The 13,467-nt window shown below is 65.2% G+C and carries 15 protein-coding genes; 5 read left to right on the plus strand and 10 right to left on the minus strand.

Annotated features, from left to right (window positions below; all coding sequences use genetic code 11):
* The first annotated feature begins 4 nt into the window (after positions 1 to 4).
* Positions 5 to 337 (plus strand): DHCW motif cupin fold protein, encoded by a 333-nt coding sequence (locus tag UP10_RS20240; protein WP_044589049.1) that lies wholly within the window; start codon positions 5 to 7, stop codon positions 335 to 337.
* A 122-nt stretch (positions 338 to 459) separates the two neighbouring features.
* On the opposite strand, the gene UP10_RS20245 is transcribed toward UP10_RS20240, so the two are convergent.
* The gene (locus UP10_RS20245) at positions 460 to 912 is read right to left on the minus strand and encodes a winged helix-turn-helix transcriptional regulator (RefSeq protein WP_044589050.1); all 453 of its coding nucleotides are present in this window, start codon (positions 910 to 912) and stop codon (positions 460 to 462) included.
* Between the two features lie 104 nt (positions 913 to 1,016).
* On the opposite strand from UP10_RS20245, the gene UP10_RS20250 reads away from it, so the two are divergent.
* Positions 1,017 to 2,273, plus strand: a complete 1,257-nt coding sequence (locus UP10_RS20250; protein WP_044589160.1) for an MFS transporter — start codon at positions 1,017 to 1,019, stop codon at positions 2,271 to 2,273.
* A gap of 99 nt (positions 2,274 to 2,372) precedes the next feature.
* Here the strand turns inward: UP10_RS20250 and UP10_RS20255 are convergent, their stop codons facing one another.
* Positions 2,373 to 3,680 (minus strand): RsmB/NOP family class I SAM-dependent RNA methyltransferase, encoded by a 1,308-nt coding sequence (locus UP10_RS20255; RefSeq protein WP_044589051.1) that lies wholly within the window; start codon positions 3,678 to 3,680, stop codon positions 2,373 to 2,375.
* 76 nt (positions 3,681 to 3,756) lie between these two features.
* Positions 3,757 to 4,179: an MAPEG family protein gene (locus tag UP10_RS20260; RefSeq protein ID WP_044589052.1), complete on the minus strand. Its 423-nt coding sequence runs from the start codon at positions 4,177 to 4,179 to the stop codon at positions 3,757 to 3,759.
* 162 nt (positions 4,180 to 4,341) lie between these two features.
* Here UP10_RS20260 and UP10_RS20265 point away from each other — a divergent pair, with 162 nt between their 5' ends.
* Positions 4,342 to 4,734: a hypothetical protein gene (locus UP10_RS20265; protein ID WP_050043756.1), complete on the plus strand. Its 393-nt coding sequence runs from the start codon at positions 4,342 to 4,344 to the stop codon at positions 4,732 to 4,734.
* Positions 4,735 to 4,809: 75 nt separating this feature from the next.
* Positions 4,810 to 5,649, plus strand: coding sequence for a metallophosphoesterase family protein (locus UP10_RS20270; RefSeq protein WP_044589162.1), 840 nt, complete (start codon positions 4,810 to 4,812; stop codon positions 5,647 to 5,649).
* Positions 5,650 to 5,679: 30 nt separating this feature from the next.
* On the opposite strand, the gene UP10_RS20275 is transcribed toward UP10_RS20270, so the two are convergent.
* The 4 genes from UP10_RS20275 to UP10_RS20290 all read right to left on the minus strand — a co-directional run bounded on the left by UP10_RS20275 (position 5,680) and on the right by UP10_RS20290 (position 9,363).
* The gene (locus UP10_RS20275; protein ID WP_502692222.1) at positions 5,680 to 5,967 is read right to left on the minus strand and encodes a hypothetical protein; all 288 of its coding nucleotides are present in this window, start codon (positions 5,965 to 5,967) and stop codon (positions 5,680 to 5,682) included.
* 122 nt (positions 5,968 to 6,089) lie between these two features.
* On the minus strand, positions 6,090 to 7,112 hold the full coding sequence (gene curA / locus UP10_RS20280; protein ID WP_044589054.1) for an NADPH-dependent curcumin/dihydrocurcumin reductase: 1,023 nt from the start codon (positions 7,110 to 7,112) through the stop codon (positions 6,090 to 6,092).
* 294 nt (positions 7,113 to 7,406) lie between these two features.
* Positions 7,407 to 8,897, minus strand: coding sequence for an IMP dehydrogenase (gene guaB / locus UP10_RS20285; RefSeq protein WP_044536844.1), 1,491 nt, complete (start codon positions 8,895 to 8,897; stop codon positions 7,407 to 7,409).
* Positions 8,898 to 9,114: 217 nt separating this feature from the next.
* A complete protein-coding gene (locus tag UP10_RS20290) occupies positions 9,115 to 9,363 on the minus strand; it encodes a hypothetical protein (protein ID WP_044589163.1) in 249 nt (82 codons plus the stop codon).
* A gap of 141 nt (positions 9,364 to 9,504) precedes the next feature.
* On the opposite strand from UP10_RS20290, the gene UP10_RS20295 reads away from it, so the two are divergent.
* Positions 9,505 to 10,992 (plus strand): MFS transporter, encoded by a 1,488-nt coding sequence (locus UP10_RS20295; RefSeq protein ID WP_044589055.1) that lies wholly within the window; start codon positions 9,505 to 9,507, stop codon positions 10,990 to 10,992.
* Between the two features lie 98 nt (positions 10,993 to 11,090).
* On the opposite strand, the gene UP10_RS20300 is transcribed toward UP10_RS20295, so the two are convergent.
* The 3 genes from UP10_RS20300 to UP10_RS20310 all read right to left on the minus strand — a co-directional run bounded on the left by UP10_RS20300 (position 11,091) and on the right by UP10_RS20310 (position 13,339).
* The gene (locus tag UP10_RS20300; RefSeq protein WP_044589056.1) at positions 11,091 to 11,360 is read right to left on the minus strand and encodes a hypothetical protein; all 270 of its coding nucleotides are present in this window, start codon (positions 11,358 to 11,360) and stop codon (positions 11,091 to 11,093) included.
* Positions 11,361 to 11,431: 71 nt separating this feature from the next.
* Positions 11,432 to 12,127, minus strand: a complete 696-nt coding sequence (locus tag UP10_RS20305) for an RlmE family RNA methyltransferase (RefSeq protein WP_044589057.1) — start codon at positions 12,125 to 12,127, stop codon at positions 11,432 to 11,434.
* 168 nt (positions 12,128 to 12,295) lie between these two features.
* Positions 12,296 to 13,339: a Ppx/GppA phosphatase family protein gene (locus UP10_RS20310; protein WP_082077193.1), complete on the minus strand. Its 1,044-nt coding sequence runs from the start codon at positions 13,337 to 13,339 to the stop codon at positions 12,296 to 12,298.
* Positions 13,340 to 13,467 lie beyond the last annotated feature (128 nt).

Here is a 13,467-nt window from a genome sequence, read left to right on the forward strand (position 1 = left end):
CGACATGAAGATCCCAACCCTGCCCTTCACCGTCACCGACTGGAGCCATGTCGAGCCGACGGTCCACGCCGGCGACACCGGCCAGGCGCTGTGGCGCACGCTCAATATCGGCGATCTCCGTGTGCGGATCGTCGAGTATTCGCCGGGCTATCTCGCCGATCACTGGTGCGATCGCGGACATGTGCTCTTTGTCGTGCAGGGGCAGCTCGACACTGAGCTGCGCGACGGCCGCAAGTTTACACTGAAGCCAGGCATGAGCTACCAGGTCTCGGATTTCGGCGACGCCGCACATCGCTCGTCGACGGCTGATGGCGCGACGCTGTTCATTGTCGATTGAACGAGCGATCGCACGCGAGCGGCCGTAGGGTGGGCAAAGGCGCGAAGCGCCGTGCCCACCATCAAGTGCCGTGCTCGTGACGGTGGGCTCGCTGCGCTTTGCCCACCCTACGCTGAACCTGCTCACCGTCTGCGCGCGGCGACTTTCTTCACGCTGGTATCCGACCACGTCAGCGCCCGGCCCGCCTTCGACGGCAGCACCAACTGCCCGACCGGCTGCCCCGCCTGATCCAGCAGCACCGAATGCGCTTCGCCGCGTGCGTAAAGATGCGCCTCGCCCCATTGCCGCAAGGCAACGACGATCGGAAACAGCTCTCGCCCCTTTTTGGTCAGTGCATATTCCTGATAGGCGCTGCCGTCGGAGGCGGCGACCAGCTCCAGCACATCAAGCTCGAGCAGTTTGCTCAACCGTGTCGTGAGCATACCCTTGGCGATGCCGAGGTTCTTCTGGAAATCGCCGAACCGGCGCAGGCCGTCGAACGCGTCGCGGACGATCAAGAGCGACCACCACTCGCCGATCGCATCCAGTGCGCGCGCCACCGGGCAATCGGCCTTGCCAAATCCGACCCGCTTCATCTGCTGCCCTTTCCCGATCACAAATTGATCTGGTCCTAAAATAGGACTAGACAGGCTCCAACGCAACTGGTCTCATAATAAGACCACATGGCGCGGAGACGATGATGACGAACCAGGATGCGGCGCAGGCCGGACATGCGGACGCCGTTGAGACGGCCGGAGCAACGCTCTCGCCCGCGATCGTGCTGCTGTTTGCGGTCGCCTGCGGACTGAGCGTTGCCAACATCTATTTCGCCCAGCCGCTGCTCGACACCATGGCGCAGGATCTCGGCATCGAGCCTGCCGCCATCGGCATCGTCGTGACGCTGACCCAGATCGGCTACGCGTTCGGCCTGATCCTGATCGTGCCGCTCGGCGACTTGCTGGATCGGCGCCGGCTGATCGTCGGCCAGACTGTGCTGTCGGCGATCGCACTCGCAATCGTGGGCCTGGCGCCGAACGCCGCAATGGTGCTGGCGGGTATGGTGCTGGTCGGGCTGCTGGCTGTCGTGATCCAGGTGCTGGTCGCCTTCGCCGCGACGCTGGCGACGCCGGGCGAACGCGGCCGCACCATCGGCACCGTCACCTCGGGCGTCGTCTCGGGTATCCTGCTGGCACGTTTTGTCTCCGGCGCGCTGGCCGATCTCGGCGGCTGGCGCGCGGTCTATCTGACCTCGGCTGCGCTGACGCTGATCCTCGCCGGCCTGCTCGCGCGCGTGCTGCCGCGGCATCAACCGAGGCCGATGGCCGGATCGTCCTATGCACAGCTGTTGCGCTCGACGTTACAGCTGTTCGTCCAGGAGCCGGTGCTGCGCGAGCGCGCCGTGTTCGCGCTTTTGATCTTCGCAAGCTTCAGCGTGTTCTGGACCTCGATCGTGCTGCCGCTCGCGGCGCCGCCGCTGTCGCTGTCGCACACCACGATCGGAATGCTCGGAATCGCCGGCGTCGCAGGCGCTCTCGCAGCGCGCAACTCAGGGCGCCTCGCCGATCGCGGCTGGGGGCAGCGCACCACCGGATTGTCGCTGCTGCTGATGCTCGCAGGCTGGGTGCCGATCGCCTGCCTGCACAGCTCGCTATGGCTGGTGCTGGCCGGCGTCGTGATGATCGATTTCGCGGTGCAGGCCATCCATGTCACCAACCAGAGCCTGATCGTCGCCGCGCGCCCCAATGCAGCGAGCCGCTTGGTCGGCGGCTACATGGTGTTCTATTCGATCGGCAGCGGTCTCGGCGCGATCGCTTCGACGGTGGTCTATGCGACCGCCGGATGGATCGGCGTCTGCGTACTCGGCGCGGCCATCAGCGCCGTCGCGCTGTTGTTCTGGGTGATCGTGGTGAGCCGGACGCCGGTGCCCGCGGGCGCTTGCTCCATGCCGTCATCGTAAGCACCGTAGGGTGGGCAAAGCGAAGCGTGCCCAGTATTCCTTGCACGGCTTGTGATGGTGGGCACGGCGCAAGAGCGCCTTTGCCCACCTACTACGCAGTTACGATCCTGATCCCTTCTTCAGCACCGAGACGAAAAACCCGTCCGTGCCGGTCCGGCGCGGCGTCATCAGCCAGCCCTCGTCGGATTGCAGCGCGGCGTTGGCAAAATCCTCGGCCTTGTCCCACAGCACCGATGCGGTTTGCTCCGGCGGCACGACCGAAAACTCCGGATGGCGCGCGATGAAAGCGCGCACCTGCGCGCCGTTCTCATCAGGGAGCACCGAGCAGGTGATGTAGGCGATCCGGCCGCCGGGCTTGACCAACGGCACGGCGCGGTCGAGCGCTGCGGTCTGGTCCTTTAGCCGCACCTCGAGCGCGCCGGGACGCATCCGCCATTTGGCGTCGGGGTTGCGGCGCCAGGTGCCGGTGCCCGTGCAGGGCGCGTCGATCAGCACCAGATCGGCCGAGGCCTTGATGTCTGAGAGCACCTCGGCCTCGCCGCGCGGCGTGCGGACGTCGCAATTGTGCACGCCGGCGCGCGACAGCCGCTCATGGATCGGCGCGAGCTGGCGCTTGTCGTGATCGGTGGCGATCAGCCGGCCCTTGCCTTGCATCTGGGCGGCGAGCGCCAGCGTCTTGCCGCCGGCGCCGGCGCAGAGGTCGATCACCTGCTCGCCGGGCTTTGCGGCCGCCAACAGGGCTGCAAGCTGCGAGCCCTCGTCCTGAACTTCGATGGCGCCCTTGATGAAATCCTCTTCGGCATGGATGCCGGGATTGCGCGCGTCGGCGCCGAGCTCGATGCGCAGACCGAGCGGCGACCACGGCGTTTCCTTGGCGCCGAGATGCGCCAACCGCGGCAAAATCTTCTCGCGCGTGGCGTTCAGCGTGTTGACGCGCAGATCAAGCGGCGCGCGGCTCGCCATCGCGGTCGCCTCCGCCACGCGATCGTCGCCGAACACCTTTGCCAGATACGGATCGAGCCATTCCGGGTAGTCGCCCGCGATATGGGCCGGCGCGTCCGTGAGCGCGCGCGAGGTCAGCGCGGCGCGCTCGGCCTCGGTCAGCGGCGCCGGCGCGAAACGGCTGCCGTCGCAGAGCGTGGCGATCGCCTCAGTCTCGAGGCCACGCTCGAGCTTGAGCATGCCGAGCAACCGTGCCCGGGCGCTGTCGTCGTCCATCAGATACGCCGCCGAGGATTGCCGCCGCAGCACGTCCCAGATCAGGCCGGAGATCGCGGCGCGGTCGCCGGAGCCGGCATAGCGATGCGCCGTGCCCCACTCCTTCAGCGCCTTTGCGGCTGGAATGCGTTGGGCGTCGATGGTCTCGATCAGCTCGATGGCGGCGGAAAGCCGGGCGGCGGGGGTCATAAGAGTCTTTCGGTTGGGCACTTTATTGGAGCGTGATCTTGTCGGAAAACCGCTTCGCACTTTTCCGGATCGTGCTCTAGATCAGCAGCAGGATCTTGAGCGCGAAATAGAGCCACATCGCTGCCAGCACCAGCACGCCGGCGAACCAGGCGAGCGAGCGCGGCCGCATATCGTTGGATGTGACGAAGACGCCGGCATGGGCAAAGCGCGTCACCACGAACACCCAGGACATCAGCACGATGAAGAGGTCGGCATGACGCAGCGGCAGGGCGATTGCAATCAGAATGTAGAACAGGACCGGGAGCTCGAACTGGTTGGAGAAGCAATTGGCGAACTGGGTGGCGCGGCCCGGCCAGCCCGGCTCGCGCAGCGCGACGTCCCGCATCTTGGTTTCGCCGCTGGAAAGCGCACTCGTGCGCGCCGTCGCCATGGCGAACAAAAGCGCGAAGGTGAGCCCAATCTGGATGAAGATTGGCAGCAGAACCATTTGAATAGACATCACAATCTCCTTTGAGCAAAGGCGCCGCAGCCCCTCTTAGCCGCCGCGCCCGCCCCTGACAATCAAGGTGCTGCTGCAACGGCTTGAACCACAATCCGAGCTGCGTGACCAACTCGCAGGAGTTCCGTCGGTTTCGGTCCCAACGCCTCGCGGGTGTGCGCGATGAACATCACCTCCCCGATCCTCGCCAGTGCGCCCCGCGCGGCCGGGTTTCTCGGCGATACCCTGACCTCCCTGCTTCAGGCCATCGGCTCCGGTACCGGCTGGTTCGACAACAACCCGGATGGCGGGCTCGGCGTGGCGATGGCAGGGCTATCAGGCGTCGCCGCCGCGCTGGCGGTCGCGATCCTGCTCTCGATCTATTTCCGCACCGGCTATCGCTCGACCCGCGACATTGTCAGGCACGGGCTCGCCGCGGCGCTGGTGCTCGGGCTGATCGCGTTCGCGATCTACGACATGGGGCATTCCGCCCTTGCCTATCTCGGACTCAACGCATCGACATCAGCGGTCGATTTCGGGGCCTGCCCGCCCAAGGCGGGGCTGATTCGAATTTGATCCCAAGATTGCGTCATCGTTCCGACTCCGGGCTGGCCTATGATCACCCCGAAGGGATCGACGCAAGGATCAATGATGGCCCAGTTTCGTCTGACGCAAATTTCCGACACCCACCTCGCCCGCCGCCACACACTCCTCACCGATAATTTCCATCGCGCCAGTGAGCATATCGACACGACGCGCCCCGACCTCGTGCTCAACTCCGGCGACGTCGCGTTCGACGGGCCGACCAGCGGTGACGATCTGGTGTTCGCCAAGGAGCTGCACCGCGCGCTGCCGGTCGACTGCCGCTATCTGCCGGGCAATCACGACATCGGCGACAACCCGACCGCTGTCGGCCCGGTGCCGGCGCAACTCCCCACCGAAGCCAGCCGCAAGGCGTTCACGGACCTGATCGGCGAGGACCGCTGGCACTTCGAAGCCGCGGGCTGGTGCTTCATCGGGTTGAACTCGCTGATTATGAACACCGGCCTCGACAGCGAGGCCGCACAGTTCGACTGGCTCGCCTCTCAGCTCGACAGGGCCATCGGCAAGCCGGTTGCGCTGTTCCTGCACAAGCCGCTCTATCTCGATGTGCCCGACGATCCCGAGTTGGAGGCGACCGCGATCCGCTTCGTCCCTCAGCCGGCGCGGCGGCGCCTGATCGAGATGTTCGGCAAGGTCGATTGGCGGCTGGTCGGCAGCGGCCATGTGCACCAGCGCCGCGACTATACCTTCGAGCACGTCCGCCACGTCTGGGCGCCCTCGGCCGGCTTCATCATCTCCGACGCGAAGCAAGAATTGATCGGCATCAAGGAAACCGGCCTGGTCGAATACCGCTTCCAGCCGGACAGCTTTGAAGTCCGCCATGTCAGGGCGCCAGGCCAGGTCGATGTCGACCTCGACACGCTGTTCGGCAAGCAAGCGGCGACCTGAGCGGCCTCGGCTTACGTCAGCGCAGCGCTACTACGTCCGCGCGGCGTCGTTCAGATCCTGCTTGATGACCGCAAGCAGCGTTTGCAGCGAGTCCTTACTCGGCGGTGACGCCGCAGCGACCTGCCGCGCGGGAGGCCGCGGAGGCATCGCGAGCGAAGGCCCTGTGTCGGGCTCGTCCTCTACGAATTTTCCATGCAACACATCATCGCGGCGGCCCATGGCGAACATCGTCGCCCAATAGCCGACGGCCAGCAGAATGACCCCTAAAATAACAATCTCAAACATGGCTACACCTGAAATATAGCCATATTGATTCAACCACTTCGGTTCCCGGTCAAGCAAATGGGGGCAGAAAAGCCCCCCAAAAGCCTGACATTGTGGCGTTTTTGCTACGTTTCTGCGCGGAATGGGACCTGAAGAGCCCTTACAGACCCCTCCCGTCAGGCCCGGTCAGCCCCGACCCGGACCAGCTGCTTGCCGAAATTGGCGCCCTTGAGCAGGCCCATGAAGGCCTCGGGCGCGCTGTCGAGCCCCTCGGTCACGAACTCCTTGTGCTTGACCTTGCCCTCACGGACCCACTGCGACATGTCGCGGAGGAAGTCGCCATGGCGGGCGGCAAAATCGCTGACGATGAAGCCGCGGAAGGTCAGCCGCTTGGTCAGGATGTTGCGCATCATCGCACCGGCCCATTTCGGCGCCGACGATTCCGTGTCGTTGTAGTGCGCGATCAGGCCGCACACCGGCACGCGCGCGAATGCATTCAGCAGCGGGAACACCGCATCGAACACCGCGCCGCCGACATTCTCGAAATAGACGTCGATGCCCTTCGGGCAGGCGTCCTTGAGCTTGGCCGCAAGATCGGGATCGCGATGGTCGAGGCACTCGTCGAAGCCGAGCTCGTTCTTGACATAGGCGCATTTGTCCTTGCCGCCGGCGATGCCGACCGCGCGTGCGCCCTTGATCCTGGCGATCTGCCCGACCGCCGAGCCGACCGCGCCGGATGCGGCGGCGACCACCACGGTCTCGCCCGCCTGCGGCTTGCCGATGTCGAGCAGCCCGGTATAGGCGGTCATGCCGGGCATGCCGAGCACGCCGACCGCGGTCGAGATCGGCGCGATCTTCGGATCGATCTTGGCGAGCCCCTTGCCGTCGGACAGCGCATGCGTCTGCCAGCCCGCGCGCGACAGCACGATATCGCCCTTGGCAAAGCCAGGATTGTTCGAGGCGATCACCTCGCTGACGGTGCCGCCCTCCATCACGCCGCCGATCGGCACCGGCTGCGCGTAGGACGGGCCGTCGCTCATGCGCCCGCGCATATAGGGATCGAGCGACAGCCAGATGGTGCGGAGCAGGACCTCGCCCGCGCCAGGTGTCGGCGGCGCATAATCCTCGATCCGGAAGTCGGAGGCCTTGGGTTCGCCGTGGGGACGGGAGGCGAGAACGACGCGCTTGCCTTGGGACATGATTGCTTCCTCTGATCGTTGGTTCGTGGCGCACACGTAGTCACGCAATCCGGCTCCCCGCAAGGGAGACGGATTTGCTGTTTCGCGCAGGGGCTGTTTGAAATGTTGTTTGAAATGACGAGCGCCATTCCGCGAAGGCGTGGTTCTGGCACTGCCATCGTCATTCCGGGGCGTGCGAAGCACGAGCCAAGATGCGCAATTGCGCATCTGAGAATCCATTCATCCACCTACGATGCGGCCCGATGGATTCCGGGTTCTCGCTTCGCGAGCCCCGGAATGACAGGTGGAGAGAAGCTACACCCCACCCGGATAGTTCGGGGCTTCGCGGGTGATCGTCACGTCGTGGACGTGGCTTTCGCGCAGGCCCGCGCCGGTGATGCGGACGAACTCGGCCTTCTCGTGGAAATCGGCCAGATTCTTGGCGCCGACATAACCCATCGCGGCCCTAAGACCGCCGGCGAGCTGGTGCATGACGTTGCCGACCGGGCCCTTGTAGGGCACCTGGCCCTCGATGCCTTCAGGGACCAGCTTCAGCGTATCCTTGATATCCTGCTGGAAGTAGCGGTCGGCCGAGCCGCGCGCCATCGCGCCGACCGAGCCCATGCCGCGATAGGCCTTGTAGGAGCGGCCCTGCCAAAGGAACACTTCGCCGGGCGTCTCATCGGTGCCGGCGAGCAGCGAGCCGACCATCGCGATGTCGGCGCCGGCCGCCAGCGCCTTGGCAAGGTCGCCGGAATATTTGATGCCGCCGTCGGCGATCACGGGCACGCCGGCCTTCTTGGCGGCTGCGACCGCATCCATGATCGCGGTGAGCTGCGGCACGCCGACGCCGGCGACGATCCGCGTGGTGCAGATCGAGCCCGGGCCGATGCCGACCTTGATGCAATCAGCACCCGCGTCGATCAGCGCCTGCGCGCCGCCTTCGGTCGCGACATTGCCGGCGACGACCTGCACGGCGTTGGACAGCCGCTTGATGCGGTTGACCGCGGCGAGCACATGCTTGGAATGGCCGTGCGCGGTATCGACCACGACGACGTCGACACCGGCATCGATCAGCCGCTCGGTGCGCTCATAGCCGGTCTCGCCAACCGTGGTGGCGGCGGCGACCCGCAGGCGGCCCTGCGCGTCCTTGCAGGCCAGCGGATGCGCCACCGCCTTTTCCATGTCCTTGACGGTGATCAGGCCGACGCAGCGATATTGATCGTCGACGACAACGAGCTTCTCGATGCGGTGCTGGTGCAGCATCCGCTTGGCCTCGTCCTGCTTAACGCCCTCGCGCACCGTGACGAGGTTTTCGTGCGTCATCAGCTCCGAAACCTTCTGCCGCGGATCGGTCGCGAAACGCACGTCGCGGTTGGTCAGGATGCCGACCAGCTTGCCGGGCACGTTCTTGCCGCCGCCGGTGACGACCGGAATGCCGGAGATGCCGTGATCCTTCATCAGGGTCAGCGCGTCGGACAGCGTGGCGTCGGGGGCGATGGTCAGCGGATCGACCACCATGCCGGATTCGAATTTCTTGACCTGCCGTACCTGGGCGGCCTGCCCCTCGGGATCGAAGTTGCGATGGATGACGCCGAGGCCGCCGGCCTGCGCCATCGCGATCGCCATGCGCGCCTCGGTGACGGTGTCCATCGCGGACGCAATGATCGGGATGTTGAGCGGAATCGCACGGGTGATGCGGGAGCGGATGTCGACTTCGGAGGGCATCACATCCGACAGGCCGGGCCTCAGCAGCACGTCGTCGAACGTGTAGGCTTCGCGGATCGCCTGGAATACCGTGGCCATTGCCAACTCCTTTCGGCGGCATCCGCCGCTGCAAGTCTTACGGATGAACGTGACCTGCGGCGACGCTAGCTGCGTCACCGTCGAATCGGCGCCCATCGATGGGGTTGACGGCGGTCGATAGCATGGCGGAACGACGAATCAAAGCGTTTGCCAGCCATGCACAGGCTTTTTACCGGGCCGATGACTTGGCCGATGACTTGGCCGATGACTTGGCCGATCAGGAGGCCCGATAGCCCGGAGGCGGCCCGTGCCGCCGGATCGCCTCGACCACCTCCCGGTGGCGCCGCTCCCGCCGCATGTGGACCGCGATTACGGCATGGGCCGACGGCACCAGCAGCAAGACGTGGAAAAACAGCCCTAAAATCGCGCAAAACACGATCAGGACCAGATTGAAAATCGCCGAAAACGGCTGCCCGTTCAGAAGCAACCCGATCGGCGGCAACAGCACGGCAAGGACGTAGATCACGGCAGATTTTCCCTCGCCGGGCGGATGCATACCAGCGTCACGCTGGATTTAGGTGGTTTGGCCGGTTCCGCAATAGCGACTCCGGCGGCAGGATGATACAGCGCCCTCGCCCACCTTTTTCAGCACAACCGTCCCATTTTGATGAACAAAACACGCCTGATCCCGCTCATCGTCGCGACCGCGCTTTTCATGGAAAACATGGATTCCACGGTGATTGCGACCTCGCTGCCCGCGATTGCCGCCGACATCGGCACCAGCCCGCTGACGCTGAAGCTTGCGATCACCTCCTATTTGCTGTCGCTCGCGGTGTTCATCCCGGCGAGCGGCTGGACCGCGGACCGCTTCGGCGCGCGCATCGTGTTTGCCGGCGCGGTTGCCGTGTTCATGCTGGGCTCGATCGGCTGCGCGCTGTCGACGTCGGTGACGGATTTCGTGTTCGCCCGCATCCTGCAGGGCCTCGGCGGGGCGATGATGACGCCGGTCGGGCGGCTGGTGCTGCTACGCTCGGTCGACAAGAGCGCGCTGGTCAACGCGATGGCCTGGGTGACGGTGCCTGCGCTGATAGGCCCGGTGATCGGGCCGCCGCTCGGCGGCTTCATCACCACCTATTTCTCCTGGCACTGGATCTTCCTGATCAACATTCCGATCGGGCTGCTCGGCATCTTCCTGGCGCTGAAATATATAGACCCGATCAAGAGCGAAGACCCCGAGCGCTTCGATCTCACCGGGCTGGTGCTGGCCGGCATTGGACTGGCCGGTATCGCCTTCGGGCTTTCGGTCGCCGGGCTCAATTTGTTGCCGTGGCCGATCGTCGCCGCTTTGGTCGGCGTCGGCACCGTCTCGATGACGCTCTACGTCTTTCACGCGCGACGGACCGGTTCGCCAGTGCTGGATTTCGCCCTGCTGCGGCTGCCGACGATGCGCGCGGCCATCATCGGCGGGTTCATGTTCCGGCTCGGCATCGGCGCGCTGCCGTTCCTGCTGCCGCTGTTGATGCAGGTCGGCTTCGGGCTATCGCCATTCCAGTCCGGCCTCGTCACCTTCGCCTCCGCGGTCGGCGCCATGGGCATGAAGACGCTGGCAGCCCGCATCATCCGCACCTTCGGCTTCCGCAACATGATGACCGTCAACGCGGTGGTCTCCGCGTTCTTCCTTGGCGCCTGCGCCCTGTTCACGGTGACGACGCCGCTGCTGCTGATCTTCATCATCCTGGTGGTCGGCGGCTTCTTCCGCTCGCTGGAATTCACTGCGATCAACACGGTCGCCTATGCCGAGATCGAGGCGGCGCAGATGAGCCGCGCCACCACGCTGGTCAGCGTCAACCAGCAGCTCGCGGTGTCCGCCGGCGTTGCGGTCGGCGCGTTCTGTGTCGAAACCACGCTGGCGCTGCACCACCAGACCGAGCTTTCGGCCGGCGTGTTCGCGCCGGCCTTCATCGTGGTCTCGCTGATCTCGGCGGCGTCGGCCTGGTCGTTCTGGCAGATGCCCGTCGATGCCGGCTACGAAATCTCCGGCCGCAAGGCGATCGAGATGTCGAGCCGCAAGGGCGCCGCGAAAGGCGCCGCTTCCGCGGCCGTGAAGCACGCGACGGAAGACACGCAAGACGCGCGGGATCAGCGGCTGGGTTGACGCCGATCCTTCCCCGTCGTTGGTACTGGCCGAAATAGGCCACTCGCAGATGCGAAGTAGGCCACTAATTTATGAGGAGGCCGCCAACTGAGGCGGCCTTACTTGCCAAAGGCAATAGTCACTGCAATCGGAATAACAGGCCCCCAAACTAGGAGCGCCAATTCGACCCGAACAGACTTGCGGCGACAGGCTTGGCCCATCTCACTGTAATCTGCCGGATCGGTTTGAAATGCAAACCGTCGCCCTCCTGGCCACGGCCGTTCTTCGAGGCGGTAGCTCTCCATCTTGAACCGCAGGATGACGACCCAAAACCCCAAGATGACCACCACCCCAACCCAAAGCGCTACGAAGGAGTAAACGAGCGCCATAGGCGATTCCTAAATTAGGCCACTTCCAATTTCAAATTAAGACACCGAGCCCGGAAACAGGCCAGCACCCGTCATTGCGAGCGAAGCGGTTGCTGTCCCCTGAACCCCGTCGCCAGCACGTAGCGCTCCGAGGAATCCTGCCGGCTCGCCGACGGTTTGACGTGGCGCACGGCCACAAAATCGCGCTTCAGCTGCGTCTGCAGCTCGGCATCGGCGCCGCTCTGGAACACCTTTGCCAAAAACGTCCCGCCGGGATTGAGCACCTCGCAAGCGAAATGGGCGGCGGTCTCGACCAGGCCGATGATGCGGAGCTGGTCGGTCTTGCGGTGGCCGGTGGTGTTGCCGGCCATGTCGGACATCACGATGTCGGCGCGGCCGCCCATCATCGCGAGCAGCTTCTCCGGCGCATCGTGGTCGAGGAAATCGAGCTGCGCGAAGGCGACGCCGGGGATTTCGCCCATCTCCAGCAGATCGATCGCAACCACCTTGCCCTTGCCTTCGACGGCACCGGTGCGCTTGGCCGCGATCTGGCTCCAGCCACCAGGCGCCGCGCCGAGGTCGACCACGGTCATGCCCGGCTTCAGCAGGCGATACTTGTCATCGATCTCCAGCAGCTTGAAGGCCGCGCGCGAGCGAAAGCCCATCGCCTTGGCCTTGGCGACATAGGGATCGTTGAGCTGTCGCTCGAGCCAGAGTTTTGACGACAGTTTTCGCTTGCCGCCGCTCTTGACCGTGACGTGCAGCCGCCCGGTGGTGTCTTTCGCCATGATGGTTCTTGCTGTCCTGGTGACTCTTCTCCCTCGCCCCGCTCTTGCGGGGAGAGGGTTGGGGTGAGGGGCTGTTTCCACAAGTCGAATATGTGGAAACAGCCCCTCACCCGGATTGCTGCGCAATCCGACCTTTCCCCGCAAGAGCGGGGCGAGGTGACCAAGCCTCTAGCACGCCCGCAGCGCGCCGTCCTCGCGCATCATCTCGACCAGCATGCCCTCGCGCAGGCCGCGGTCGGCGACGCGCAGCCGCGGCAGCGGGAATGCAGCTCGGATGGCGTCAAGGATGGCGCAGCCCGCCAGCACCAAATCGGCACGCTCGACGCTGATGCAGCTGCTTTGGACGCGCTCCTCGTAGCTCATGGCGAGCAGCTTCTGGATCGTCGCCGTCACATCGGCATCGTTCATCCAGATGCTGTCGATGCGGCGGCGGTCGTAGCGCGGCAGATTGAGGAACACGCCGGCGAGCGTGGTCACGGTGCCCGAGGTGCCGAGCATGTGCATGTCGCGCAAGTCCGTTCCGTGCTCGGCCGCGAACGGCGCGACATGACGCGCGACTTCATCGACCATGCGCGCGTAGAGCTCCCGAGTGACGTTCTTGCCGCCGAAATGCTCGGCCAGCGTGACGACGCCGAGCGGAATCGACATCCACGCCTTGATCCGCGGTGCCCCGTTCGACACCTCCGGATCGCGCTCGATCCGCACCAGTTCAGTCGAGCCGCCGCCGATGTCGAACAGGATGGCGCCGCGCCCCTTCGGATCGAGCAGCGGCGAACAACCGATCACGGCGAGCGTCGCCTCGGTCTCGCGGTCGATCACTTCGAGCTTGATGCCGGTCTCGGCGGCGACGCGGGCGCGGAAACTCTCGGCATTGCCAGCGGCCCGGCAGGCCTCGGTGGCGATCAGCCGCAGCCGGCGCGCCTTGCGATAGCGGATCTTGTCGCTGCAAATGCTGAGCGCTGCGATCGCACGCTCGATCGCGGCCTCGCTGATGGAACCGGTCGCCGCGATGCCCTCGCCGAGCCGGATGATCCGCGAGAACGAGTCGACCACGCGGAACCCGTCGCCGGCCGGACTGGCGATCAGGAGCCGGCAGTTATTGGTGCCAAGGTCGAGCGCGGCGTAGACGCCCGCCGCCGCGCCTGCCGCGACCAACCCTGGCGGGGCCACGCCGGCCGCAGGACCGTCGCAAAGCCGCACATCCTCATTCATCAAAACTGTCTTTCCGTGGGGCCTTCAGTCAGCCCGCCGAAGAATGTCCGTTCACGGAAACTTTAGCAGCGCCAAAGTCCTACGCAACAACCGTTCACATTGGGTCCATGCCCAATCGGGCGTTGTCG

Source organism: Bradyrhizobium sp. LTSPM299 (assembly GCF_000938235.1).
GTDB lineage: Bacteria > Pseudomonadota > Alphaproteobacteria > Rhizobiales > Xanthobacteraceae > Bradyrhizobium.